The organism is Actinomyces urogenitalis (assembly GCF_002861525.1).
In the GTDB taxonomy this organism is placed as follows: Bacteria; Actinomycetota; Actinomycetes; order Actinomycetales; family Actinomycetaceae; genus Actinomyces; species Actinomyces urogenitalis.
The window spans coordinates 101786-127473 of record NZ_PKHA01000002.1; the positions used below are offsets into that span (position 1 = coordinate 101786).

A 25688-nucleotide genomic window follows, 5' to 3' on the forward strand; every position below is an offset into this window, starting at 1 on the left:
TCAAGGAGCAGCGATGACCGACTCCCCCTCCTCCCAGCCCGTGGTCCCCGGACCTGAGACCCCCGTGCAGTCCGTGCCCGGGCTGTTCGCGCTCGGTTCCTATCTGCGCCGAGGCAAGCCCTCAAAGGACGCACGCCGCCTGTTCCTGGAGGGCGGCCGCGAGGCGGACACCTTCTACCGCCGGCGCTGGAGCCACGACAAGATGGTCCACTCCACCCACGGGGTCAACTGCACCGGCTCATGCGCCTGGGAGGTCTACGTGACCGACGGCGTCATCACCTGGGAGAAGCAGGTCACCGACTACCCCACCACCGGACCGGACATGCCCGAGTACGAGCCCCGTGGCTGCCCGCGCGGGGCGTCCTTCTCCTGGTACACCTACTCCCCCACGCGCATCCGCTACCCCTACGTCCGCTCGGTGCTGCTGGACGCCTTCCGCGCCGCGCGCCAGCGTCTGGGCGGCGACGCCGTGGCCGCCTGGGCCGAGGTCACCAGTGACCCGGTCACCTCCCGCGCCTACAAGTCCGCCCGCGGCAAGGGAGGGATGGTGCGCGTGGGTTGGGACGAGGCCATGGACATCATCGCCGCGGCCTACGTCCACACCATTCGCACCTGGGGCCCGGACCGCTGCGCCGGCTTCTCCGTCATCCCAGCCATGTCCATGCTCTCCTACGGTGCCGGCGCGCGCTTCCACGAGCTCATCGGCGCCACCATGCTCTCCTTCTACGACTGGTACGCCGACCTGCCCCCTGCCTCCCCGCAGGTCTTCGGGGACCAGACCGACGTGCCCGAGGCCGGGGACTGGTACAACTCCCAGTACCTCATCATGTGGGGCTCCAACCTGCCGCTCACCCGTACCCCCGACGCCCACTTCATGACCGAGGCGCGCTACCACGGCCAGAAGGTCGTCGCGGTCTCCCCCGACTACGCCGACAACACTAAGTTCGCCGACCAGTGGCTGCGAGTGGCGCCGGGCACCGACGGGGCACTGGGCATGGCCATGGGCCACGTCATCCTCTCCGAGTTCCACGTCGGCCAGGGCGAGCCCTTCTTCCTGGACTACATGCGCCGTCACACCGACTCCCCCTTCCTCATCGACCTGGAGGCCCGCGACGACGGCGCTTACGTCCCTGGCCGATTCCTCACCGCCGACTGCGTGCCCGGCTCAGCAGCCGAGGACGCCACCCGCAACGAGTTCCGCCCGCTGGTGTGGGACCGCGAGCGCGGACCGGCTGATCCCGGTGGAACCCTGGCCGACCGCTTCACCCCGCAGGGCGAGGGCCGGTGGAACCTCCTCATGGAGGGCGTGGATCCGGTCATGAGCATGATGGAGCTGTCCGAGCCCGGCGCGGCCGACGGCGTCGTCGAGGCCGTCGAGGTGCTGCTGCCGCGCTTTGACCTGCCCAGCTCAGCCACCCCCACCGGGAGCGTGGGCGGCGGCATCCTGCGCCGCGGCGTACCGGCCACACGCCTGGCTGACGGGCGAATGGTGACCACCGTCTACGACCTCCTGCTGGCCAACTACGCCGTCAAGCGGGAGGGCCTGCCGGGCCAGTGGCCTGCGGACTACCAGGACGCCACGGTGCCAGGCACCCCGGCCTGGGCGAGCGAGCTGACGGGCGTGTCCGGACCGGCCATGATCCGAGTGGCCCGGGAGTTCGCGCGCAACTCCATCGAGTCCGGCGGCCGCTCCCAGATCGTCATGGGCGCGGGGATCAACCACTACTACCACGCCGATGAGATCTACCGCACGATCCTGGCGCTGACCTCGATGTGCGCCACCCAGGGGGTCAACGGCGGCGGCTGGGCCCACTACGTGGGTCAGGAGAAGGTCCGTCCCATCGCCGGCTGGTCCCAGTTCGCCTTCGCCCTGGACTGGGTGCGCCCGGCCCGGCAGATGATCTCCACGGGCTTCTGGTACCTGACCACCGACCAGTGGCGCTATGACGCCACCCCGGCCGAGCGCCTGGCCTCACCACTGGGGGCCGGGAGCCTGGCCGGCAAGACCACCGCGGACACGATGGTGGAGTCCATGAAGCGCGGGTGGACCCCCTCCTACCCCACCTTCAACCGCAGTCCTCTGCTCCTGGGCCAGCAGGCCAGGCAGGCCGGGATGGACCCGGCGGACTACGTCGTCGACCAGCTTGAGCGCGGCGAGCTGCGCTTTGCCTGCGAGGACCCGGACGCCGAGGAGAACTTCCCGCGGATCCTGGCCTCGTGGCGCACCAACCTGCTGGGGTCCTCGGCCAAGGGCACGGAGTTCTTCCTGCGTCACATGGTGGGCGCTGACAATGACGTCCAGGCCACCGAGACCCCGCAGGGCAGGCGTCCGGTCTCCATGACCTGGCGGGACCAGGCCCCGCAGGGCAAGCTCGACCTCATGTGGACCGCGGACTTCCGCACAACCTCCACCACCCTGCACTCCGACGTCGTCCTGCCGGCGGCGACCTGGTACGAGAAGTACGACCTGTCCACCACGGACATGCACCCCTTCATCCACTCCTTCAACGAGGCGATCACCCCGCCGTGGCAGGCGCGTACCGACTTCGCGATCTACCAGCAGCTGGCAGGCATGATCGCCCAGTGGGCACCGAAGTACCTGGGCACGCAGACCGACGTCGTCGCCGCCCCGCTGACCCACGACACCCCGGACGCGATGACCATGGCCCACGGGGACGTGTCCCACCTGCCCCACCAGTGGGTGCCCGGGGTGACCATGCCCAAGCTCATCGCGGTCGAGCGTGACTACACCCAGCTGCTCAACAAGTTCAACACGATCGGGCCGCTGGTGGAGTCCCCCGGCATCCCCACCAAGGGGATCATGCTGGTGCCGGACAAGGAGATCGAGGCGCTGCGCCGCGCCCACGGCACGGGCGAGGGCGCTGGGAAGGCACGTCCGCTCATTGACACCCCGATCAAGGCCGGCGACGCCGTCATGCACATGTCCGGAGCCACCAACGGGCGCCTGGCCACACAGGGATGGCAGACCCTCTCCCGCCGCACGGGCACGCAGCTGGCGAGCCTGAGCCAGGAGGAGGCCGGCAAGCAGGTCACCTTCGCCCAGACGCAGAGCCGCCCCCAGCCCGTCATCACCACACCCGAGTGGTCAGGCTCGGAGCACGGCGGACGGCGTTACAGCGCCTTCGTGGTCAACGTCGAGCACGCCAAGCCCTGGCACACGCTGACCGGGCGGATGCACTACTACCTCGATCACGACTGGATGCGGGACATGGGCGAGGCCCTGCCCACCTTCCGCCCACCGTTGGACTTCACCACCCTCTACGGAGAGCAGTCGCCGGGCACGGTCAGCTCCGCACAGTCGGGCCAGGCGCAGGTGGCCGTGCGGTACATCACTGCACACAACAAGTGGGCCATCCACTCCCAGTACTACGACAACCTCCACATGCTCACCCTGGGGCGTGGGGGCCAGACGATCTGGATGAGCCCGCAGGACGCCGAGACCATCGGCGTCAGGGACAACGAGTGGGTCGAGGCCTACAACCGCAACGGCGTCGTCGCCGCGCGTGCCATCGTCTCCCATCGCATCCCGCAAGGCACGGTCTTCATGTACCACGCCCAGGAACGCACGATGAACACGCCGCTGACCGAGTCCACCGGTAAACGCGGAGGCACGCACAACTCGCTCACGCGCATCGTCCTCAAGCCCTCGCACTTCGCCGGCGGCTACGCCCAGCTGTCCTACGCCTTCAACTACATCGGCCCCACCGGCAACAACCGTGACGAGGTCACGGTCATCCGCCGCCGCTCCAACCAGGAGGTGACCTTCTGATGAAGGTGATGGCTCAGATCGGCATGATCATGAACCTCGACAAGTGCATCGGGTGCCACACCTGCTCGGTCACCTGCAAGCAGGCGTGGACCAACCGCGAGGGCACGGAGTACATGTGGTTCAACAACGTCGAGACCCGTCCGGGCGTGGGCTACCCGCGCTCCTGGGAGGACCAGGAGCGGTGGAAGGGTGGCTGGGTCCGCACGGCCAACGGGCGGCTGGTCCCACGTGGAGGCGGGCGGCTGCGCAAGCTGGCCACGATCTTCGCCAACCCGCAGATGCCTGGGGTCGAGGACTACTACGAGCCGTGGACGTATGAGTACGACAAGCTGCTCTCAGCCCCTCAGAACAGCGCCACGCTGCCGGTCGCACGGGCCAAGAGCCAGCTGACGGGCCAGTACATGCCCACGATCTCCTGGGGCCCGAACTGGGACGACGACCTGGGCGGCTCGATGGAGACCCTGGCCGAGGACCCGGTCCTGGCCGGGATGAACGAGAAGGTCCGCACCGAGATCGACCAGGCCTTCATGTTCTACCTGCCGCGCATCTGCGAGCACTGCCTCAACCCCACCTGCGTGGCGGCCTGCCCGAGCGGTGCGATGTACAAGCGCAGCGAGGACGGGATCGTGCTGGTGGACCAGGACGCCTGCCGTGGCTGGCGCATGTGCGTGTCCGCCTGCCCTTACAAGAAGGTCTACTTCAACCACGCCACCGGCAAGGCGGAGAAGTGCACGCTGTGCTACCCCCGGCTGGAGGTGGGCGAGCCCACCGTGTGCTCGGAGACCTGCGTGGGGCGCCTGCGCTACCTCGGCGTGCTGCTCTACGACGCCGATCGGGTCTCCCAGGCCGCGGCCGTGGCCGACCCGCAGGACCTGTACATGGCCCAGCGGGAGATCCTGCTCGACCCTCATGATCCCGCCGTCGTCGAGGCTGCGCGGGCCGAGGGCGTGCCGGCCAGCTGGATCGAGGCCGCCCAGGCCTCCCCGTTGTGGGACCTCATCCAGACCTACGAGGTCGCCCTGCCTCTGCACCCGGAGTACCGCACCATGCCGATGGTCTGGTACATCCCGCCGCTGTCCCCCGTGGTGGACGAGGTCGCCTCCACCGGCATGGACGCCGAGGACCACCGCGTGCTGCTGGCGGCGGTAGCGGATATGCGCATCCCGTTGGAGTACCTGGCCGGGTTGCTGACCGCCGGGGACACCAACCCCGTCGAGCTCTCGCTGCGCAGGCTCGCCGCCATGCGCTGTCATATGCGCGAGGTGACGCTGGGACGTACCCCTGACCCGGCGATCGCCGCAGCGGTAGGAGTCACGGGCGAGCACCTGGAGGCGATGTACCGGCTGCTGGCCATCGCCAAGTACGACGACCGCTACGTCATCCCCACCACCTCCCCCGAGGTGCCCCGCGGTATGGCGGCGATGGGACCGGACGTGCGCACGCTGCTGGGCCAGGGAGCCCCGGCCGGCTGCCACACGGTGGCCTCCTTCCACGGCCAGGCCGGCCCTGAGGCGGACTCACCGCTGACGACGCCGGTCATGCTGCCCGTCCCGGTGGTGCGCCGTGAGCCGGTGCCTGCTCCTTCCGGCCCCGCAGCCGGTACCGGCTACCGGCAGGAGCAGTGAGAGCCGTGCTGCCCCTGACCGAGCACCAGCGCGCCACCGTGCACATGGCCGCCTCACTGCTGCTGGACTACCCGGGTGAGGAGTCCTTCACCGCTCGCCTGGACGCCGTCGAGCAGGCTCTGGGCGCGCCCGGCAGCCTCCCCGCCACGGTGCGTGAGCCCCTGGAAACCTTTGTCCGCGGTGCCCGCGAGCGCGGCCAGCGCGCCATGGCCGAGCACTACGTGGCGACCTTTGACCAGCGCCGGCGCTGCTGCCTGTACCTGAGCTACTACGCGGTGGGCGACACCCGGCACCGTGGTGCCGCGATCCTGGCCTTCAAGGAGGCCCTGGCGGCAACCGGCTACGAGATGGACCGTGACGAGCTGCCGGACTACCTGCCGGTGGTGCTGGAGCTGTCAGCCCGCTGCGGTGGTGACGAGGTAGCCCAGGTGCTGCTCTCCTCCCACCGCGAGGGCCTGGAGGTGCTGCGCACGGCCCTGACCCAGGCGACCAGCCCCTATGCCGGCCTCGTGGAGGCGGTGTGCCTGACCCTGCCCGAGATCGACCAGGCCACCGCCCAGCGCGTGCGCGCGCTGGTGTCTGCCGGGCCGCCTACCGAGACCGTCGGGGTCACCGACCTCCTGCCCTTCCCCACCACTCCCGTCCGTTACCCCACCGCGCCAGCCCGAGGGGCTGGCCAACCCGCTGCTCGTCGGCAGGAGGAACGCGCATGAGCACCTTCGAGTCCGCCGTCGTCTGGACGGCACTGCCTTATGTCTGCCTCGTCCTGCTCGTGGTGGGGCTGGTGTGGCGCTACCGCACCGACCAGTTCGGCTGGACCAGCCGCTCCTCGCAGTGGAACGAGTCGGCGATCCTGCGTTGGGCCTCACCGCTGTTCCACGTCGGCATCCTGCTGGTGGGGGCGGGCCACGTCATGGGCCTGCTTCTGCCCAAGAGCTGGACCGAGGCGGCAGGGATACCGGAGCACGTGTACCACCTGGCCGCCGTGATCCCGGGCACGATCGCCGGGATCATGACGGTGGTGGGCCTGGTGGGGCTGCTCTATCGTCGCGTGGTCGTGAAGTCGGTGCGCCTGGCCACGACCACCAATGACACGATCATGTACGTCCTGCTGGCGGTCCCGATCCTCCTGGGAGCCTGGGCAACGGCCTCCACCCAGCTCCTGGGCGGCCTGGACGGGGGCTACGACTACCGTGAGTCCATCAGCCCCTGGCTGCGCTCGATCCTCACCCTCCAGCCTGACGCCTCGCTCATGGCCGAGGTCCCGCTGGTCTTCAAGGCTCATATCGTGGCGGGGCTGCTCCTGTTCGCGATCTGGCCCTTCACTCGGCTGGTCCATGTGGTCTCGGCACCGGTGGGCTACGTGACGCGGCCCTACGTGGTCTACCGCTCCCGTCCTGCGGGACCGACCTCCTCGGTCTACCGGCCGGGCTGGAGGCCGGTGCGTACCCAGGGCACCGGCAACCAGGGGGACGACGACCTCGCCCCGTCCCAGGGGGCGTGAGCGCAGCTGGCGGCGCAGGCTGACTTCTATACTGGCGGCGGCGCCATCGTCCCTGCCAGCCAGGCAGGCCCATGACGGCGCCCGGGGGGAGCGGGACCGGGGCGGGAGCCTGGCGGGCCGTTCCTCGCAATCCTCCTCATCCCCGAAAGGAACGCCATGCGCAGCTCACGCCGCACCGTAGTGACCACCTTGTCCGCCCTGACCCTGGCCGCCGCTGCGCTGGCCGGATGCGGGTCCGGCGCCACCTCCTCCCAGGCCTCCGCCACCGCCGACGACCAGGCCTCCGCCACCTCGCTGTCCGGTGAGCTGACGGTCTTCGCCGCCGCCTCCCTGCAGGACGCCTTCGAGGAGCTGGCCGACGACTTCACGGCACAGCACCCGGACCTCTCCGTCACCTTCGACTTCCAGGGCTCCCAGGACCTGGTCTCCGCCCTGGCCGAGGGCAGCACCGCGGACGTCCTGGCCACTGCCAACACCTCGACGATGAAGGACGCCACCGAGCAGGACCTGGTGGGCCAGTCCACCGAGTTCGCCACCAACGTGCTCACCCTGATCGTGCCCGCGGGCAACCCGGCTGGCGTCACCGGCCTGGACTCCTCCCTGGAGGGGGCTGACCTGGTCATCTGCGCCCCGGCCGTGCCCTGTGGTGAGGCGACGGCAAAGCTCGCCGACGAGCTCGGCGTCACCCTCAGCCCGGTCTCCGAGGAGCAGAAGGTCACGGACGTGCGAGGCAAGGTCGAGTCCGGCGAGGCGGACGCCGGCATCGTCTACACCACCGACGCCGCGGACGCCGGGGACAAGGTGGAGTCCATCGCCCTGCCCGATAACTCCGTGGTCAACCACTACCCCATCGCCGTGACCAAGAACGCGGCCCAGGCCGAGGCCGCCCAGGCCTTCGTCGACTTCATCCTGTCCGAGGCGGGCCAGAAGGTCCTCCAGGACACCTACGGCTTCGGCGCGCCGGCGTCCAAGTGAGGCAGCTGCCCCGCCTCGTCCTGGTCCTCGCCCTGCTGGGCGGGGCCGTGATCGTGCTGCCGCTGGCCGGACTGGGCACACGCGTGGCCTGGACCGAGCTGCCCGTGCTGCTGGGCTCTGACTCGGCCCAGGCGGCTCTGGGGCTGTCCTTGCGCACCTGCCTGGTCTCCACGCTCATCAGCGTGGCGCTCGGGGTTCCCAGCGCCCTGGTGCTCTCACGGTCCTGGCCCGGGGTGCGCCTGGCTCGGGTGCTCGCGGTGCTGCCCATGACCATGCCGCCGGTCGTGGCTGGTATCGCGCTGCTGGCGACGCTGGGCAAGCGTGGCGTGCTCGGCCCCGTCCTGGACGAGCTCGGCCTCCAGGTCTCCTTCACCACCGCCGCGGTGGTCATCGCGCAGGTCTTCGTCTCCATGCCCTACCTCGTGGTGACCCTGGAGGCGGCGCTGCGCTCACGCGACACCCACGCCGAGACCATCGCCCGCACCCTGGGGGCTGGTCCCTGGACGCTCCTGGGCCGGATCACGCTGCCGCTGGTGGCCCCGGCACTGGCACGCGGCACGGCCCTCGCCCTGGGGCGCAGCCTCGGGGAGTTCGGGGCGACGATCGCCTTCGCTGGTTCCAAGGAGGGGGTGACCCGCACGATGCCGCTGGCGATCTACCTGGAGCGCGAGAACGACACCGCCACCTCCCTGGCCCTGGCGGTGGTGCTGATCGCTCTGTCCTTCGTCGTCGTGGGCGCCACCAACGTCCCCTGGCCGCAGCTGGTCCTGCGCCTGAGGCCGCCTCGCCCGGAGCCCACCACGGTCACCAGCCAGGCGGGTGCAGGGCGGCGAGAGGTGAGCGAGGCCGTGCCACGGGGCCGCCAGGTCCGCCTGGCCTTCTCCTCGCGCGAGCGCGGCGTCGCCGTCGACCTCACGGTGCCAGCCGGTGGGGCGACGGCGCTCATCGGCCCCAACGGGTCCGGCAAGTCCACCGCCTGCGCGGTGCTGGCCGGCCTGCTTGAGGCTGAGGGCGGCGAGGTCACCGTGGGCGACCGGCTGGCGGACGCACCGGGGGTCTTTGTCCCGGCCGGGCGCCGCGACGTCGCGCTGCTGGCCCAGGCGCCCGGCGTCTTTGGCCACATGTCCGTACTGGAGAACGTGGCCTTCGGGCCACGCTGCCAGGGCATGCCTCGTGCCCGAGCCCGCGCCCTGGCCATGGCTGAGCTGGAGGCCGTGGGCGCCGCACACCTGGCTGGCCGCGGGGGCAGCGAGCTGTCGGGAGGCCAGGCGGCGCGCGTGGCTCTGGCCCGGGCGCTGGCCACACGGCCCGCCGTCCTGGTCCTCGACGAGCCCATGGCCGCCCTGGACGTGGACGCTCGCGCCCAGATGCGCGCCCTGGTGAGCCAACGTGTGGCTGAGGAAGGGCTGACCCTGCTCCTGGTGACCCATGACGTCGTGGACCTGACCTCGCTGGCCAGCGACGTCGTCGTCCTGGAGGAGGGGCACGTCGCCCAGCAGGGGCCGGTGGCACGCGTGCTGGCAGCCCCCGTGTCCGACTTTGCCGCCCAGCTGACCGGCACCGCGGTACTCGCCGGCACTCTTGACGGCGACGCCGACGCCCCGGCCCTCGTGCTCGGAGCCGGGTTGCGCCTGGTCGGCCGCCCGCAGGAGGACTGGGAGGGCGCGGCCGGAGGCGAGGGCGTCGCGCTCGTCCCGCCCGACGCCGTCGGCCTCTACCCGCTCAGCCAGAACGATCCGGGTGGGTCACCACGCAACCACCTGCCGGTGCGGGTCACTGGGCTGGAGAAGGCGGGGGCGATGGTCACCGTGCGCCTGGCCGTGGCCGGCCCGCAAGGCACGGACCAGCATCTGTCCGCCGTCGTGACCGCGGGGGCCGTGGCCGATCTTGGCATCGAGGTCGGTGCCTGCCTGAGCGCCGTGGTCAAGGCCGTCCAGGTCCGAATCCTCCCCGCGCCTGTCCCCTCCCCGTAGGCGCCTGCGCCAGCGCGCGGCAACGGTGGCCCCCGCAGTACCTGGTTCGCGCGATAAGCCCGCCATAGCCTGGAGGCGAGTCAGAACACGCCCCAATCTGAGGAGAACACGGTGACTGCGCAGTCTGCACCCACCATTCCCGACACCATGAAGGCCGTCATCATGCGCGCCCCCGGCGACATCGTCGTCGAGGAGGTCCCGGTCCCCCACGTCGCAGCGCCCGGCGACGCCGTCATCAAGCTGGCTGCCGCCTGCATCTGTGGCTCGGACCTGTGGCCCTTCCGTGGTCTGCAGCCGGTGGAGAACCAGCGCATGGGGCATGAGTACGTGGGCACCGTCGTCGAGGTCGGTGAGGAGGTCTCCACCCTCAAGGTCGGCGACTTCGTCATCGGCTCCTTCATGGTCTCTGACTCCACCTGTGAGATCTGCCAGGCAGGCTTCCCCTCGCACTGCGCCAACGCCGGTTCCTACACCGGCAGCCAAGCCGACTACATGCGTATCGAGCAGGCGGACGGCACGCTCGTCGTCGTGCCCGGTGGGGCGCCGCAGGACCCCGAGCGCCTGGCCGACTACCTGGCCGCCTCCGACGTGCTGGGCACCGGCTGGTTCTCCGCCGTCGCCGCGCAGGCTGGCCCGGGCAAGACCATCGCGGTCGTAGGCGACGGCGCCGTGGGGCTGTCCGCGGTCCTGGCTGCCAAGACCCTGGGCGCGGAGAAGGTCATTGCCTTCTCCCGTCACGAGGACCGCGCCCAGCTCGCTCGCGAGTTCGGGGCCGACGTCGTCATCGCCGAGCGAGGCGAGGAGGGCGCGGCCAAGGTCAAGGAGCTGACCGGCGGCCTGGGCACGCACGGCGTGTGCGAGGCCGTGGGAACCCAGGAGTCCATGGACCAGGCCCTGGCCTCCTGCCGCCCAGGCGGTTACGTCGGCTTCGTGGGCGTCTCCCACGACCAGAAGATCGACGGACAGGACCTGTTCTTCCGTCAGGTCCACCTGCTGGGCGGGCCGGCTCCGGTGCGCCGCTTCCTGCCTGATCTCATCCAGCGGATCCAGGCTGGCCAGATCCACCCCGGCAAGGTCTTCACCTCCCGCATTCCGCTGGAGCAGGCGGCCGAGGGCTACAAGGCCATGGACGAGCGCCGCGAGATCAAGGTGATGCTTGAGGTGTGCCCCCTCCCGGTACACCTAGCGGTTATCCCCCCAACGGGTGGGCCGACGGCGCAGCGCAAGCGGCGGCGTCGGCCCACCTGCGTGCCTGGCTGACTGGCGGCGGGCGATGCTACGGCAGCGTCCTCTACGATGAGCCGGGCGCCAGGACACAGGTGGCGCAGGAGTTCGTGTCGGTGGCAGGCGGGAGGATCGGGCCATGAGCTACGTCGACCCCCGCGCAGTGCGCAAGGAACGCGGTGCCTTCTTCACGCCCGAGCCGATCGCCTCCTTCATCGCACGGTGGGCGCTGCGCGAGGGCAGCGATCGGGTGCTGGAGCCCTCGTGCGGGGAGGCTGTCTTCCTGCGCGCCGCAGCCGCACGCCTGAGCGAGCTGGGAGGCGGCGGCCAGGAGTCCCAGCTGGTCGGGGTGGACCTGGACGCGGCCTCGGTTGACCGCGCACGGCGGCTCCTGGAGGCCGATGGCACCCAGGCACGTCTGAGCGTCGGGGACTTCTTTGACTTCCTCGCCCCCGCGCCGGTCCAGGCGGTCATCGGTAACCCGCCTTATATCCGCTACCAGGACTTTCGCGGACCTAGCCGTCTCAAGGCGCAGCGGGCGGCGCTCGCCCAAGGAGTCCGCCTGACCAACCTGGCCTCGTCCTGGGCCGCCTTCACCGTGCACGCCACCAGCTTCCTGGCCGAGGGTGGCCGGCTGGGACTCGTGCTTCCGGCCGAGCTGCTCAGCGTCAACTATGCCGCCGAGGTCCGCGAGTACCTGCTGCGCTCCTTCACGGCGGTGCGCCTGGTGCTGTTCACGCAGCGCGTCTTCCCCGACGTCCAGGAGGAGGTGGTCCTCCTCCTGGCTGAGGGCTTCTCCCACCACGGCCCCGGGGTCGATCACTTTGAGCTGGTCCAGCTGGCGAACCTGGCGGCCCTGGAGCGCAGCAGCGAGCCCAGCACCTGGCGCCCTCAGCGCCGCGGAGACCGCTGGACCCCGGCCCTGGCCTCCTCACCGGCCTACGCCCTGCTCACCGGCGGTCAGGCCAGCACGCTGCCTGCCGCGCAACCGGCCCAGGCGCGCCAGGTGCCGGTGATGACGCCTGAGGGCCCAGATGCCACCCCGCTCTTTGGCGAGCTGTCCACCTGGGGCAGGATCGCGCTGGGCGGGGTCAGCGGCGCCAACCACTTCTTTGCTCTCAGCCCGCAGCGTGCCAAGCAGGAGGGGCTGCGCAAGCAGGACCTTCTGCCGCTGAGCCCTCCGGGATCAACCCACCTGCGCTCCCTCGTTCTCGATGATCACGCCCTGGCCGCGCTGGGACGCTCAGGCGCGCGCACGCTCCTGTTCTCTCCCGCAGGCAGGCCCTCAGCGGCGGGACGGCGCTACATCGTCGCGGGCGAGGCCACCGGCGTCCACCAAGCCTACAAGTGCCGCGTGCGCTCACCGTGGTGGAGGGTCCCGCTGCCTGAGGTGGCGGACCTGTTCGTCACCTACATGAACAATGAGGCCGTGGCGCTGTGCGCCAATGAGGCCAGGGTCCACCACCTCAACTCCGTCCACGGCCTGTACCTCACTGAGGAGGCCAAGGGCATCGGGGCGCCGGTGCTGGCCCTCGCCGCCTCCAGCTCCGTGACGGCCCTGAGCGCGGAGCTGGTGGGCCGTTCCTACGGAGGAGGCCTGCTCAAGCTGGAGCCGCGAGAGGCCGCCCGGTTGGCCGTGCCCGCCCTGGCGTTGGTGCGTCGCCATCGCGAGGAGCTGGCGGCCTTCCTGCCCCAGGCGCGTCGCCTCCTGGCGCAGGCACAGCACGGCCAGGTACGCGAGCAGGTGGACGCCATCCTGGGCCTGGCGGACGTCGTCGGCGCCCAGGGCCTGGAGGAGCTGCGCTCCGCCCACCACCAGCTCGCCACCCGCCGTCGTTCACGAGCGAAGGGACCCCAGTGACTCAAGCACCCAGCACCGCCGCAGGCATCACGGTCCCGCCACGTGGCATCGCTCAGTATGACGCGCTTGTGGCCCAGGCACGCGCGCAGTCCCCGTGGCAGCTCAGTGGCCAGGCAGCGGCCGTCCCTGATCATCAGGCGTCCTCCACGCCGTTGGCGGGCCCGGCCATGCAGGACGCACGGCCCCGGGCACGCTACCTGCCTGACCTGGACCTGCTGGCCCGGATCCTGTCCGTCCCTGTCCGCGCCCAGGCCACGACCCAGAGCGGATTGCTCGGCAAAGGGCTGGACGCGTGGTTCGCGCACGAGTTCCGCCGCGCCGGCTTTGACCCGGACGCGGTCTGGCCCCGCGCCCAGGACCCGCGTGTGCTTCCCACCGACCTCACTGCGTTGCTGGAGGGGCTGCCCGCACCGCTGCGCCGCGAGCTAGAGCGACGCCTGGGCCGCATGCGCAGCGTCGCTCCCCAGGACGCTCGGATCCTCGGCCGTGCTTACACCAAGCAGGTCGACGTCGTCATGTCCTCCTGGCAGACCGGCCCCGAGCTCCTTCTGTCCACCAAGTCCCAGAGCGGTTCCTTTGGCAACAACCTCGCCAACCGTTTCGAGGAGGCCTACGGCGATGCCGGCAACCTGCGGGCGCGCTACCCTCTGGCGGCGGTGGGCTTCGCCTTCGTGGTCAGCGCGGCGATCCTGGCTGAGCCCACCCAGGTGGACAAGGCCGTGGACATGATGCTCAAGCTGCGTGACCGCGGGGACGGCAACGGCTACACGACCACCACCCTCATCTGCTACGAGCCGCTTCCCGGCGGCGAGGTCCGCCTGCGCCCGGAGGTCTTCCCCTCAGAGCTGGGCCCGGGTCCCTTCATGGAGGCCATGATCGACACCATCCTCCAGGCAGCCCCGTCCACCCGCCACGGCCGGGTGCGGGAGCTACGACGCCACGGCACAGCTACCCTCGGATCATGAGCCCGTCCGTCTCCCCCTCCCCCACCTCGCGCCGCTGGCGCGACGACCTCTACCTGGCCCACACCATCGCTGACCAGGTGGACCCCCTCACCCAGGCGCATTTCGAGCGCCAGGACTTCGAGGTTGAGACCAAGCCGGATCTCACCCCGGTCACCGAGGCGGACCGCGAGGCCGAGCAGCGCATCCGCGACTACCTGGCCCGGGCTCGCACTCGTGACTCCGTCTACGGGGAGGAGTTCGGCACCACCGGGCACTCTCCACGGCAGTGGGTCATTGACCCGATTGACGGCACGAAGAACTTCGTCCGTGGTGTGCCGGTGTGGGCCACGCTGCTGAGCCTGGTTGAGGACGGCGAGGTGGTCCTCGGACTGGTCTCAGCCCCGGCACTGGGCAGGCGCTGGTGGGCGGTCAAGGACGGCGGAGCCTGGAGCGGCCGCTCGTTGTCCTCAGCCCGGCGTCTACACGTGTCAGCGGTCTCGGAGATGGCCGACGCCTCACTGTCCTACTCCTCGCTGTCCGGCTGGGCCGCGCAAGGCAGGCTGCGCGGGATGCTCGGTCTCATGCAGTCCTGCTGGCGCACGCGCGCCTACGGCGACTTCTGGTCCTACATGCTGGTGGCCGAGGGCGCCGTCGACCTGGCGGCAGAGCCGGAGCTGGAGCTGTATGACATGGCGGCCCTGGTCCCCATCGTCACCGAGGCAGGGGGTCGCTTCACCTCCCTGGACGGTCAGGACGGCCCATGGGGCGGCAACGCCGTGGCCTCCAACGGACTTGTGCACACTGAGGCCCTGGCCTGCCTGTCTCAGGCCACCGACCCCGTCTGACGCTGCACGGCATCAACCGGTCAACGCGGCACGACCACCTGGGCCAGGAAGGCGTTCTCCTCGGCTTGGCGCTCGTACCCCTGCGTGTCCGCAGTGCAGCGCGGGCACCAGTGGCCTGCATGCAGCACCAGCACAGGACTCGCCGTGAACTCATGCCCCTGGCAGCAGCGCCAGGTCAGCAGCCGCCTGGCCTGCCCGGCCACCACGTCCGCGCTCAGCAGCTCTCCTCCGTGGAAGGCCGCCGCCTGCCGGTAGAGCGAAGCGTCCCACTGACGCATCCCCACGGACTCGTCGTATCCGTGGTCGAGGTAGCTGGGCCGGCGCGAGGGCGCGGGTACCACGAAACCTGACCAGTCCCCGATCTCCTCCCACGCCTGCCGTGAGCCGAAGAACGCCCGCACGGCCCGCTCGTCGCCGTCGTGCAGGGCCCGCAGCGTGCCACGCGGCGCCCGCGCCATCGGGCCCGTGACAAGGGCGCGGACCAACCAGCCCGGCCACAAGCCGGCCCTGCGCACGACCCACGGCGAGGCAGCCACGCACCGCGCGATCGCCGTCGTCGGGTCCTCGCTGCGGAAGGGGACGATCTGCTCCAGGGCGTCAGAGTCCGTGAACCAGTGCCCGTGGAAGCTGCCGGTAGCGAACCAGTTCCGCTCATACCACTGGCTGATCCCCCGTGCCCCCATCGCGCGAGCCAGACGAGTCAGGATCTCCCAGTTCGTCAGCCGCCAGGCCCGGCCACCACCGACGTTGTGCACGCGTGCGAACAGGCTCTCGTCGCACTCCCCCAGGGCGATCCTGGTCAGCAACCGCGCTGAGTCGAGGTCCGAGACCCACTCGATGACCCCGTCGAGAGGAACGTGGAGGGCGATGGGATCACGCTGGCGCAGGACCGCGGGAGACAGCATCCCGGTCTGTCTCAGCCACGTCCAGCGAGGCAGGCCAGAGTCCACCAGGATCCGCTCGGCGGCGATCTTGGACTGGGTGTACAGGTCCATGTCCGAGGCGCGCAGCGGGTCGCCCGCGCGCCCCCAGTGCACCGGCTGGGGACGCGGGCCGGTCTGTGCCACCGAGCCGACCCCGACCACGGTCACCCTGCTCGGGTCGGGCAGCGCCTTGACCCCGGCCACGATATTGCGCATCGTCCCCACGTTGACTCGCCGCGTGCGCACCGGGTCCTGGTCCGCCGCCGGCGAGACCATGCCGCCCAGGTGCACGACGAGGTCAGTCTCAGCCACCAGACGGGCCATGAGGGGTGCGTCCGTGAGGTCACCGCGCACCACCCTGACGGCGCCAGGCTCGCCGATCTCCTCCGCGGCGGCGTCCTGATCGCGCGTGGGCAGAACGAGTGCGGTGATGGCAAGGCGGTCAGCATGCTGCCTCAACGCCGTCAGCGTCACTCGCCCCCAGGCGCCGGTAGCGCCCGTCAGCAAGATCCGACGGCGTCCCTCGCCCCATGCAGGGCCCTCAAGACTGGTTTGACTCACCACGACTCGCTCCCGGGAGGGGCCCTTCAGGTTGCTGGGCCTCGCCCGCACCCCCTTCCAGGGTATGCCGACGGGAGCGAGGTGAGGCGGGCACCACGACCTTCCTGAGGTACGCCACCACGCCAGGCCGGTAGCCTCGTGCCAGCCCTACCACCTCACGCTGGGAGCGTCATGAACTGGCTGCACGCCGTCATCCTCGGCATCGTCGAGGGCATCACGGAGTTTCTTCCGGTCTCCTCGACCGGGCACCTCAACATCGCGGAGAAGCTGCTCGGCTATGACATCAACACCGTGGGCATGACCGCCTTCACCGCGGTTATCCAGGTCGGGGCGATCCTGGCGGCAGTGGTCTACTTCTGGCGCGACATCGTGAGGATCGTGGGTGCGTGGATCGCGGGCCTGGCCCACGCTGAGCGCCGCAGCAACCCGGACTACGTCCTGGGATGGGGCATCATCCTGGGCTCGGTGCCGGTGGCCGTGATCGGCCTGGCGTTCAAGGACTTCATTGAGGTCACCTCCCGCTCCCTGTGGGTCATCGCCGCGGCACTGATCGTGTGGAGCGCGGTGATGTGGCTGGCGGACCGTCGCTCTAGCGCCCCCGGTGCCGCACACGCCACCACGGGCAAGGGCATGGAGCAGGTCGGGGTCAAGGACGCGCTCATCATCGGCCTCTTCCAGGCGCTCGCGCCGATCTTCCCGGGCATCTCGCGATCCGGGGCCACGATCTCGGCCGGGTTGTTCCTACGCTTTGACCGGGTGACGGCGACTCGGTTGTCCTTCTACATGGGCATCCCGGCCCTCGTGGCTGCAGGCGCCCTGGAGGCTGTCACCGCGGCCTCGGAAATCTCCGCCGAGGTCGGATGGACGCCCACCCTGTTGGCTACTGTCACCAGTGGCGTCGTGGCCTATGCGACGATCGCCTGGCTGCTGCGCTTCGTCTCCGCCAACAAGTTCACCAGCTTCTTGGTCTACCGCGTGGCGCTGGGCCTGGTCATCATCGTCCTGGTGGCCACGGGGACGGTCGCTGCCTGAGCCTGTCCGTAGAGCGGCCCCGGCGGTCTCGTGCACGGATACGTGTCGCACCCCTGTGAGAGGGTGCGTCCATGCGGATCCTGCACACCTCAGACTGGCACCTCGGACGTACCTTCCACGGCCGAGTCCTCGATGATGCCCACGCCACCTTCGCGGACCACCTCGTCGAGCTCGTTGAGGCGGAGTCAGTCGACGCCGTCGTCATCGCCGGGGACGTGTATGACCGCGCCATCCCGCCCACGGACTCCGTTCGGCTGCTCAATGACACCCTCAACCGCCTCACGGACCGCACGCAGGTGGTGCTCGCGCCGGGCAACCACGACTCCGCCCAGCGCCTGGGCTTCGGCTCGGCGCTCTTCCGCCCGTCCCTGGCCGTGCGCGCGCAGGTGGCTGAGGTAGATCAGCCGGTCATCGTGCCCGATCCGGACGGCGGAGACGGCCTGCTGGTCTACGCCCTGCCCTACCTCGATCCGGACGCGACCCGCGGGGTCCTGCCAGCACTCCTGAGCGAGCGGACAGGAGAGGTCTGGGCAGACCCAGAGGACTCTGAGGAACCCGCAGCCGGGGAGCCAGCTGGACCGCCACAACCTGCGCGCCTGGCTCGCAGCCACGAGGCCGTGGTCAGTGGGGCGCTGCGCCTGGTGGGCCAGGACCTGGCCCGACGGCGTGCCGCCAGCAGGACGCGCGTGCCGGTGGTGGTCATGGCCCACGCCTTCGTCGTCGGTGGGCAGGCCTGTGAGGACTCCGAGCGGGACATCCGCGTCGGCGGGGTGGACAGCGTGCCCTCCGAGGTCTTTGAGACCCTGGGCGGGTCTGCGGTCGCCGACTCCAGCGGCGGGCTGGACTACGTGGCACTCGGGCACCTCCACCGTCCCCAGGAGATCCACCTTCCGCAGCGCCCGAGCGCGGGATCGGGCGCATCGGCGCGTCCCCGCCTGGTCTACTCCGGCAGTCCTCTGCCGTTCTCCTTCTCCGAGGCCCCGTGGCCCAAGTCCTCGGTCCTGGTGGACCTGACGGCCGAGGGCGTGACGAGGCTCGAGCGGATCCCCACGCCAGTGGCGCACCGCATCGAGACGGTCACCGGCACCATGGAGGAGCTGGAAGGCCCCGCCTTCGACTACGCCGTAGGAGCCTGGGTACGTGCCATCGTGCGCGGTCCCCTGCCGCTGGGCGCTCCCGCGCGCCTGCGCCAGCGTTTCGGTGAGGTGCTGGCCATCGCCCGGCAGGATGATGGCCAGGCTCCCCGCCAGGCAGCGAGCGTGACCAGGGCCGCTGATCCCCTGGAGGTGGCTCATGAGTTTCTTCACGCCGCGGCGCAGAGCGAACCGACTGCCGCTGAGCAGCTGGTCCTCACCCAGGCCTATGAGGCCGTTCTCGCAGCGAGGAGGAGCGCCTGATGCGCCTGCACCGCCTGACGATGACTGCCGTTGGACCTTATCCCGGCACCGAGGTCATCGATTTTGACCGCTTCGCCGTCTCCGGGCGGTTCCTGCTCACAGGGCCTACGGGCGCCGGCAAGACGACGATCATCGACGCCATCGTCTTCGCCCTGTACGGGGACGTGGCCGGGGACAAGGACTCCTCCAAGGACCGTATCCGCTCCCGTCTGGCCGGTCCCGGCACCGAGACCGTCGTCGAGCTGGTCTTCTCCACCTCCGCCGGCACCTACCGTGTGCGCCGCACCCCGGCCTACGAGAGGCTCAAGCTGCGCGGCAGCGGAACCACCACGCAAAAGGCCTCGCTCAAGGTCTGGCGGCTTACTGACCCTGCCGGCCGGCCGAGCCAGGACGCTGCTCTGCGCCCGGATGAGGCCGGAGCGGAGCTGCTACGCGCCATCGGGCTGAGCCGTGAGCAATTCACCCAGACCATCGTGCTGCCTCAGGGCAAGTTCGCGACCTTCCTACGTGCCTCGTCTGACGAGCGTCACAAGCTCCTGCGTGACGTCTTTGGCACACGGGTCTATGACGAGCTTCAGGAGGAGCTGCGTCGCCGCTCCCTGGCGGCGCGAGGGCAGGTCGAGCAGTCGCATCAGCGTCTGCTCGCCGCTGCTGAGGCCTTCGCCGAGGTTATCTCGCCCGAGGAGGCCGACCAGCACAGTCCGGAGCGCACGGCGTCCCAGCAGGCGGGGGCAAGCGAGGCATCGCCGTCCCCGAGCGCACCAGAGGAGGCGGAGGCGCTCCACCCCACCGCCGCCGAGCGGCTGCGTCGCGCCGTCGAGGCTGCCACGCCCGGCCAGGAGGTGATCATCGAGATCACCTCGTCGGTGACCGGGCAGACGGCGGCGCGGCTGCGCGAGGCCCAGGACGAAGTCGCCTGCGCACAGCGCAGGCGTGAGACGGCACGTGGGGCGCTGGATAAGGCCCAGGCGCTGACCGAACTGCTGGCACAGCGTCGCGCTCTCCTCCAGGCTCACGATGAGCTGGAGGCTGGCGCTCAGGACGCCGCCCTGACTGCCCGCACCCTGGAGCTGGCCCAGCGGGCGGCCTCGGTGGCAGTCATGGTCGAGCGAGCTCGCAAGGATGCTGAGGCTGCCAGCCAGGTCCTGACGCAGGAGCCTGGCCAGCAGCCGCAGGACGAGGCCACGACCGTGCTCCTCGCCCAGGCGCTCAGTGAGTGCGAGCAGACCCTGGGCACGGTGCGCGACTGGGACCAGGTGGCGCACGCCCCGCAGCCGGGCACCGCTCTCCAGCTACCAGCCTCCGACCGTCTGCTCGCGCACCTGGAGGCGCAGGCGCGCGAGCAACGCAACCAGGCCGCCGCCCTGGCGGAGGCCGAGGCCACGGAGTCCCAGGTCTCTGGTCGCCGCGAGCACCTGGACGCCCTGCGCCAGGAGCAGGAGCGTCAGTCCGAGCAGACCGAACAGACCCGTCAGGCGCTGGCCTCGCTTCCGCAGCGCGGCGAACAGCTACGTGCGCTCCTGGCCACGGCGCACCAGGCCCAGGAGCGCCTGCCCGACCTTCGCTCCGCCTACGAGGCCGCCGGGCGCCGGGCCGAGGCTGCCGAGCAGGCTCAGCCCGTCTCCACCGCGCTCGCTCAGGCCCGGAAGTGCGCCGAACAGGCCCGCAAGGAGGCTGACGCAGTTGAGAAGCAGGCCCACGCCCTGCGCAGCGCCTGGATCAACGCCACCTCGGCATCCCTGGTCGGAGAACTCTCACCAGGCCAGCCGTGTCCCGTATGCGGCTCGTCCGAGCATCCACACCCTGCCTCCGCCGTCGCCGAGCCCGTCTCACGCGCGGACCTGGACGCCGCCGACCAGTCCTCGGCTCGCGCCCGCCAGAACCTGGAGGCTGCCCGCGCCGAGGTCACAGCTCTCCAGGCCCGGCTCACCCAGCTCTCCGCCGCAGCCGAGGGCCGCTCGCCCGAGCAGGCAGCAGCGCAGCTCACCGCTGCGCGCACGGCCCTGACCGGAGCCCAGGAGGAGGCCGAACCACGCACGCGCCTGCAGGAGGAGCTGGACTCACTGACAGCACGAGAGTCCGAGCTCCGCCAGCAGCTGAGCGAGCACAAGGAGGCAGCCGCAGCCACAGCCGCCACGCTCGCCTCCGAGCAGCAAGCACTAGACCGTGACCTGGAGCAGATCGCGACAGCACGAGGTACCTACACCACCGTGGCGTCGCGGCGCGCCGAGCTCGGGCGCCTCGCGCAGGTGGCTGAGGCCTTGACGGCCCACTGGCGCACGATCGGCGCACTCGTGCAGACCTCACGCAGCTCCCAGCAGGACCTCGCAGGCGAGATGACCAAGGCCGGCTTCAGCTCTCGTACTGGTCTGGAGGCGGCACGGCGCTCAGAGGCTGAGGTGAAGCATCTGTCCAGCCTCGTGCGCGAGCGCGACGCCGAGGCTGCGCGCGTGCGCGCAGGCCTGGCCCGCCCGGAGATCAGCATGCTCACGGGCCAGGAGGAGCCCGGGCTCGAGCAGGCTCGGACGGTCCTGGCCGAGGCCGAGCAGGCCTGGCAGTCCGCGGTCTCACAGCACGCCAGCGTCCAGGCACAGACTGAGTCTGTGCGTACGCGTGCGCGCCGCCTGCGCCAGGCCGCAGCCGATCTGACCACCGTGGTCGGGGACAACGCCGCCCTCCTCCACGTGGCGGCGCTGGCGGCGGGTGAGAACCCCGAGGCTACGCCGCTGGCCACGTGGGTCCTGACCGAACGATTCAAGGACGTGCTCACCTTCGCCAACCACCGCTTAGAGACCATGTCCGGCGGACGCTACGAGCTCATCCAGGTGGACGAGGAAAAGAACAGCGCCCGCCGGCGGGGCCTGGGCATGGGCGTCCTGGACCGCCTTGGCGGGGAACGGACTCGTGACCCACGCACCCTGTCCGGAGGCGAGACCTTCTACGTCTCCCTCGCCCTGGCCCTAGCCCTGGCGGACGTCGTGGCCACCGAGTCCGGCGGGATCCTCATGGAAACCCTCTTCGTGGACGAGGGCTTCGGCTCCTTGGACCCTCAGACCCTCCAGGACGTCCTCAACGAGCTCGGCCAGCTCCAGCAGGGCGGGCGCACGGTCGGCATCGTCAGCCACGTCGAGGAGCTGCGCCGTCAGATCCCCGACCAGGTCAGGGTCACCGCAACGCCTGAGGGCTCACGACTGACAGTCGTGGCCTCCTAGCCACCTCAACCGAGCTGGGACGCCAGGTGCCCTCGCTCGGAGACGTCGAACCACAGCAGGTCAGCATCCGCGGCACGCTCAAAGGCCTCCTCGTCCCCGGTGCGAGCCAGCCGGACGTCAGACTCAGCCTCAACGTCGTCAACGAGGAGGGCGGCGACGTCATCCCAGCTGACCGGGACCGTCACCTCCACCGTCCCGGGCAGGGTGTCCCCCTCGACCGCCAGCTCACGCAGGTCAGCGGGGTCAACGTCAGCCGCCACCACCACACGGCGGTCCGCAAGCCCGCTAGCCTCCGGCTCCGCCAGACGTACCAGGGAGGAGTCCGCGGCGCACAGGCTCGCCGAGACCTCCAGGCCCTCCTCGTCCTCCTCCGGCAGGGCGGCGGCCAGGGCCTGCGTTGCCGCATGGGCCGTGCGGGGGCTGATCTCTGCAGCGGACAGGTCGGCGGCTGTGGCCGGCAGGTAGATGCGCATGGCACCAGTGTGCCCTGCTATGAGGCGGGACGGCGGTTACGGCGCAGTCCCTGTCTCACGCCGTGGGGCTCTGGCTGGCGTTGCCTGACGCCAACCAGAGCCCCACGGTCACGCCCCCGGCTCAGGCCCGGCGACGTCGCAGCACGATCCCGCCCAGGACGAGGGCGAGGGCACTGACGCCCAGGAGGGTACTCGCGCCGGTGCGCGCCAGACCCGTCCGGCCCGCGGCCGCCCCTCCCCTGGCCTGGGCTGAGCCCTTGGAGCTGTGGGCCTCGCCCTTCGGCGAGCCGGCACCCTCGGCACAGCCTTGAGAGGAGTCACCGCTGCCCGATGCCTCCACGGCACCGGAGTCCACTGCCCCGGAGCCGGAGCCGCCACCTGCACCGGCTGCACCACCGGTGGAGCCTGAACCTGCGTCTGTTGTCCCGTTCCCGGTGCCCGAGTCGCTGCCCGGATCCTGCGGCTTCTCACCCTCGCCTCCAGGGGCGGGCTGCTCCGGCTCGTCGTCCTGCCGGCCTCCGGTGCCAGCGAAGACCGAGTACTGGATGATGCCGCCTTCCTGAGCGAGGAGCGTCTGCTCCTGAGCGGCCCGGGCGCTGGCGCCCTACCCCAGGTCCCTGCTCACGGCGAACCAGCCGTAAGGCGTTCCCTCCGTCAGCCCACTCCACTCCACGCTCGCCGGCTGGCCGGACTCTTGGCGCGCGGTCCCAATCAGCCGGTCGCTCGGGGTCAGTCCCAGCAGGGTGTCCGTGGTCAGGCTCGCGGTCCGTCCGTGGAAGGCGATCGGCAGCCGCAGGTCATCCTCGGTGCCGTTGTAGCGCTTCTTCGTGTCGTACTCGCTGGCCCCGAAGTTGTCGAGGTAGGCGGAGTAGGTGTCCACGCTCATCTGCCCGGCCTTGAGGTCGAACTGAAGAAGGCGGAAGAAGGAGGAACCGAACCGCAGGCCGGTGTTCTTCCCGTAGCCACCGATCCTCGTCAGCCCCAGGTCGTCGGAACCGATCTCGTAGAACTGGTAGTCAGCGAGCAGCTCGGCGACGTTGTGCCCCGCGCTGCCCACGTCCTTGCGCACCATGATGCTCACCCCGTGCTCGTGACCGGACAGGACCAAGGCCACATTGGAATTGTCGGCGATCACCAGGTCGTTGATGATCTCGCCGTCGTGAGACAGCTTGGTACCGCGCCCGTCCGGGCTGGAGGAGTACGCGTGGTAGGCGTGGGTGGATGATCGCGTTGCGGGTGGAGTACTGCTTGAGGACGCTGGAGGCCCACTGCGCCTCCTCCGGCGTCACGTCGTAGCCCAGGTTGACGGTGACGAAGTCCTGACCGCCAGCGGAGAACAGGTTGTAGCTGTTCTGGTTGTCCCCCTCCTTCCACGGGTGGTACTGCGCGCCCGCGGCCTTCCAGGACTCAGAGGCCGCCAGGGCCTGGTAGCGCTCAGGACCGAAGTAGTCGTTGTAGACGCTGGCCTCTCCGACGTCGCCGCCTGCGAGGTTGTCATCGTTACCAGGAAGGATGGCGTGGGGAACGCCGGTGTCCTCCAGCAGTTTCTGGGTCTGGGAGGCGAACTCGAGCTGCTTGCGCGCCCGCGCCTCATCACTCGCCCCGCCGTTCCAGTTCTCGATGATGTCACCGGTGTGGGCCACAAAGGCGATCTTGCGCGTGGCGGCGTTGTCCGCCAGCCACTGGTAGGAGTCACGGTAGGCCTCGGCCCACTGGCTGCGCTCGGCCTGCCCTCGCCACACCACTCGCTGGCCGGGGCGGGCGTAGTCAATCTCGCCGACCAGCACCGGAAGCTCACTGGTGGCCGGTGCCTGTGCCGTGCGTTCGTCGTCGGGGCTCAACGGGTCCTCCAGGGCAGCAGCGTCCTGGACCTGGATATCGGCGGCCACGCTCTGCCCATCGAAGTCGGCCACGTGGATCCAACCCTGGCGCAGGGAACCGACGGTGGCGACGTCGCCCGCAATGAAGGTGGTCTGGAGCCCCGCACCGCTGGGGTTGGTGGCCCTGGCGGTCAGAAGTGCCGCCCCCTGCCCGGACTGCTGCGTGACGCCGTCGGCTGTAGGGATGGAGGAGGAGGTGAAGGTGACGGCACCCTCGATCGCCTCGCCCAGGGCGTCGGTACCGGTGTAGGTGATGGTGTGCTCACCTCCAGCCAGTCCCTGGCCGATCGTTTGTCCCAGCTGGATCGGGCTGCCGTCCAGGGCGTAGCTGAGCTCGCCGGCCAGCAGCTGAGGGTGGTCAACCGTGCCCTCGAAGGTCACGGGGCCTCCAGGTGGGCTCCGGTGGCAGGGCTGGAGGCCGTGAAGCTCACCTGGTCCGTGGTACGCGAGGCGAAGGCCTGGGCGTAAAGTGCCTCGACCTCCTGGGCGCTAACGGCGCGGCTGAAGACACCGGCGTGCGCCAGGCTCACCGTGCCATTGAACTGTGGGTCGCCGGTGGAGGAGGTGTCTGCCCCGATGAAGAGCTTCCGCGTGGCAGGCTTGGGGGCGGTGATCGTGCCCGCCCAGGTCGAGGTCTGTGCGACCTTGCGACCGTTGAGGTAGAGGATGAGGTCGTTGCCGTCCCACACGCCTACTGCGTGGTACCACTGGCCGGCACGGATATCGACGCCCGGCCCGAAGTACCGGGTCTTCTTCTCCTCGTTGGTGACGTTGACCATCATCTTCAGCGTCGAGCCGTAGATGGTCAGGGAGTAACCACCCGCCTCCTTCGCACCGCAGAAGTTGCCGGTCGTCTCCTCGGATCCGCCCGGCAGCGGCGCGTCAAAGCAGAAGGTGCACTCGATCGTCACCTGCTGGGCCGTGGCCTCGTAGCCGTCTAGGTAGTCGTAGCCGATGGCGTTGGAGCCGTCGAAGCCCATCACCGGCCGTCCCAGTGCCTCGTCGGTGGACACAGGGGCTTGCGGGCCGTAGACCGTGACGGTGCGGCCACTGGCACGGTCCTGGGTTCCCTCGTCGACGTCCAGGACGTCGGGAACCGGCGCCTCAACCTGCGGCTCGGGCAGCGAGGGGCGGGCGGCGGAGAGGGCTGAGTGGGAGACGGGCAGGGCGGTCGACGGCGTGGCGCTGGCGGCAGGCAGGGCGCCCAGCGTCAGCGCCACCGCGAGCGAGAGGGAGGGGACCAGGACGGTCCGGGTGGTACGGGGCATGACGTGTCAGCTCTCCTCGGGAGGGAAACTCGGGACTCACTGGCGCGCCGTCGGACCTCGCCGGACGGCGATGTGACGGGCGCCTCGTCATGTATACGCAGCCCCGGCAAGCAGGAAGCGAGCAGGACGTGTCCCCCACCACAACGGTGAGCGGCCGGTAGCCGACCCTCCAGCGCACGAGGGGTAACCAGCCGCTGTGCG

At 70.3% G+C, this 25688-nt stretch carries 18 protein-coding genes; 13 read left to right on the forward strand and 5 right to left on the reverse strand.

Features of this window, described 5'->3' with window-relative positions:
- Nucleotides 1–13 precede the first annotated feature (13 nt).
- The 10 genes from CYJ26_RS03185 (at nt 14) to hisN (ending at nt 14741) form a co-directional block, all read left to right on the forward strand.
- Nucleotides 14–3790 carry a nitrate reductase subunit alpha gene (locus tag CYJ26_RS03185; protein ID WP_048684863.1) on the forward strand — a complete coding sequence of 1259 codons (3777 nt, stop codon included), beginning with the start codon at nt 14–16 and terminating at the stop codon, nt 3788–3790.
- Entirely contained in the window at nt 3790–5415 is a 1626-nt protein-coding gene (gene narH / locus CYJ26_RS03190) for a nitrate reductase subunit beta (RefSeq protein ID WP_006549105.1), read from the forward strand. The genes CYJ26_RS03185 and narH overlap by 1 nt, the downstream gene beginning before the upstream one ends.
- Nucleotides 5416–5459: 44 nt before the next feature.
- The gene (gene narJ, locus CYJ26_RS03195; protein ID WP_024036647.1) at nt 5460–6128 is read left to right on the forward strand and encodes a nitrate reductase molybdenum cofactor assembly chaperone; all 669 of its coding nucleotides are present in this window, start codon (nt 5460–5462) and stop codon (nt 6126–6128) included.
- Nucleotides 6125–6919 (forward strand): respiratory nitrate reductase subunit gamma, encoded by a 795-nt coding sequence (narI, locus tag CYJ26_RS03200; RefSeq protein WP_006549103.1) that lies wholly within the window; start codon nt 6125–6127, stop codon nt 6917–6919. The genes narJ and narI overlap by 4 nt, the downstream gene beginning before the upstream one ends.
- A gap of 156 nt (nt 6920–7075) precedes the next feature.
- Nucleotides 7076–7894 carry a molybdate ABC transporter substrate-binding protein gene (modA, locus tag CYJ26_RS03205; protein WP_006549102.1) on the forward strand — a complete coding sequence of 273 codons (819 nt, stop codon included), beginning with the start codon at nt 7076–7078 and terminating at the stop codon, nt 7892–7894.
- On the forward strand, nt 7891–9867 hold the full coding sequence (gene modB / locus CYJ26_RS03210) for a molybdate ABC transporter permease subunit (RefSeq protein WP_081944970.1): 1977 nt from the start codon (nt 7891–7893) through the stop codon (nt 9865–9867). The genes modA and modB overlap by 4 nt, the downstream gene beginning before the upstream one ends.
- A 147-nt stretch (nt 9868–10014) precedes the next feature.
- Nucleotides 10015–11127: a zinc-binding dehydrogenase gene (locus tag CYJ26_RS03215; RefSeq protein WP_316279363.1), complete on the forward strand. Its 1113-nt coding sequence runs from the start codon at nt 10015–10017 to the stop codon at nt 11125–11127.
- A gap of 103 nt (nt 11128–11230) precedes the next feature.
- Nucleotides 11231–12952 carry an N-6 DNA methylase gene (locus CYJ26_RS11115; protein WP_101637934.1) on the forward strand — a complete coding sequence of 574 codons (1722 nt, stop codon included), beginning with the start codon at nt 11231–11233 and terminating at the stop codon, nt 12950–12952.
- Nucleotides 12949–13917, forward strand: a complete 969-nt coding sequence (locus CYJ26_RS03225; RefSeq protein WP_006549097.1) for a hypothetical protein — start codon at nt 12949–12951, stop codon at nt 13915–13917. Before CYJ26_RS11115 ends, CYJ26_RS03225 begins: the two co-directional genes overlap by 4 nt.
- Nucleotides 13914–14741 carry a histidinol-phosphatase gene (gene hisN / locus CYJ26_RS03230; protein ID WP_034236609.1) on the forward strand — a complete coding sequence of 276 codons (828 nt, stop codon included), beginning with the start codon at nt 13914–13916 and terminating at the stop codon, nt 14739–14741. Before CYJ26_RS03225 ends, hisN begins: the two co-directional genes overlap by 4 nt.
- A gap of 20 nt (nt 14742–14761) precedes the next feature.
- Here hisN and CYJ26_RS03235 read toward each other — a convergent pair whose 3' ends face one another.
- The gene (locus tag CYJ26_RS03235) at nt 14762–16276 is read right to left on the reverse strand and encodes an NAD-dependent epimerase/dehydratase family protein (protein WP_316279343.1); all 1515 of its coding nucleotides are present in this window, start codon (nt 16274–16276) and stop codon (nt 14762–14764) included.
- 120 nt (nt 16277–16396) lie between these two features.
- Here CYJ26_RS03235 and CYJ26_RS03240 point away from each other — a divergent pair, with 120 nt between their 5' ends.
- The 3 genes from CYJ26_RS03240 to CYJ26_RS03250 all read left to right on the forward strand — a co-directional run bounded on the left by CYJ26_RS03240 (nt 16397) and on the right by CYJ26_RS03250 (nt 21866).
- Nucleotides 16397–17257: an undecaprenyl-diphosphate phosphatase gene (locus CYJ26_RS03240; RefSeq protein ID WP_006549094.1), complete on the forward strand. Its 861-nt coding sequence runs from the start codon at nt 16397–16399 to the stop codon at nt 17255–17257.
- Between the two features lie 71 nt (nt 17258–17328).
- On the forward strand, nt 17329–18654 hold the full coding sequence (locus CYJ26_RS03245) for a metallophosphoesterase family protein (RefSeq protein ID WP_006549093.1): 1326 nt from the start codon (nt 17329–17331) through the stop codon (nt 18652–18654).
- A gap of 20 nt (nt 18655–18674) precedes the next feature.
- A complete protein-coding gene (locus CYJ26_RS03250; RefSeq protein ID WP_180950836.1) occupies nt 18675–21866 on the forward strand; it encodes an AAA family ATPase in 3192 nt (1063 codons plus the stop codon).
- 5 nt (nt 21867–21871) lie between these two features.
- Here the strand turns inward: CYJ26_RS03250 and CYJ26_RS03255 are convergent, their stop codons facing one another.
- The 4 genes from CYJ26_RS03255 to CYJ26_RS03275 all read right to left on the reverse strand — a co-directional run bounded on the left by CYJ26_RS03255 (nt 21872) and on the right by CYJ26_RS03275 (nt 25487).
- Entirely contained in the window at nt 21872–22339 is a 468-nt protein-coding gene (locus CYJ26_RS03255; protein ID WP_101637936.1) for a DUF6912 family protein, read from the reverse strand.
- A 604-nt stretch (nt 22340–22943) separates the two neighbouring features.
- Nucleotides 22944–23411, reverse strand: coding sequence for a metallophosphoesterase family protein (locus CYJ26_RS03265; RefSeq protein WP_180950837.1), 468 nt, complete (start codon nt 23409–23411; stop codon nt 22944–22946).
- On the reverse strand, nt 23356–24600 hold the full coding sequence (locus tag CYJ26_RS03270) for a metallophosphoesterase family protein (RefSeq protein ID WP_101637938.1): 1245 nt from the start codon (nt 24598–24600) through the stop codon (nt 23356–23358). The genes CYJ26_RS03265 and CYJ26_RS03270 overlap by 56 nt, the downstream gene beginning before the upstream one ends.
- A complete protein-coding gene (locus tag CYJ26_RS03275; protein WP_101637939.1) occupies nt 24597–25487 on the reverse strand; it encodes a LamG domain-containing protein in 891 nt (296 codons plus the stop codon). The genes CYJ26_RS03270 and CYJ26_RS03275 overlap by 4 nt, the downstream gene beginning before the upstream one ends.
- Nucleotides 25488–25688 lie beyond the last annotated feature (201 nt).